At 58.4% G+C, this 741-nt stretch carries 1 pseudogene; it reads right to left on the bottom strand.

The window, feature by feature from the left end:
• Window positions 1-741, bottom strand: a pseudogene (locus tag OK409_RS22415) (type IV secretion protein Rhs); the annotation flags it as partial.

The following is a 741-nucleotide window of genomic DNA, read 5'->3' as shown; positions in this document are numbered from 1 at the left end:
CCTTCCCAGGCTTTTTGCCCTTCACCGTCAGTCAGCAGCTCCGGCATTCCGTTGGCCGCATTATGGAACCAGTAAATCTCCGGGCTTTCCACACCATCAATACGCGCCAGCGGCTCATAGCTCTGGCTGTCGCTGTAAACGTAGGTCAGCGGAATGCCGTCGTGGATTTCCTGCAGCAGACGGTAGCCTTCCCACACAAAGCGCGTCGTGACGGCGTTGCCAGACGGCCTGCCCTGTAACAGCTGCTGGCTGGTTTTACTGATGCGGCGCCCAAGCGGATCGTAACGGAAACTCACTTTAGTGCGCGGCTTATTGCGGTCACGTGGCTCGCTGATCACATCCGTCAGGCGATGCTCACCATCGTAACGGTAGCGCCAGCGGGTGTGACCGTCATCTTTCTCAGTGGTACGGCCATGGATATCGTACTGCCAGCGGATACCGTTCAGTTCAGTGACGCGGTTATGCATGACATGAGCGGCACTATGACGATCCAGCGGGTTGCCTGCGCTATCCCAGCGCCACTGTTCATTACCCGGCTGCGCACCATCCTGTGACAACAGCCGGCCGGCGTTATCGTAGTTCCATAATGTCTGGCTGAACGGATTATCGTCGCGCTCTTCACGGATCAGGTTGTTGCCGTAATCGAAGTCGCGCCGGCGGGACCAGACGCGCGGTGCAGGACGCTGTGAGTCACCCTTAAACACGTCACGGCGGCGCAGTCTGCCTAAGCGGTCATACTCA

Origin of the sequence: Pantoea sp. RG18 (assembly GCF_025910075.1) — a bacterium.
Taxonomy (GTDB): domain Bacteria; phylum Pseudomonadota; class Gammaproteobacteria; order Enterobacterales; family Enterobacteriaceae; genus Pantoea; species Pantoea agglomerans.
Note: the sequence above shows the minus strand (reverse complement) of the source record. Positions and strands in the feature narration are given on the sequence as shown.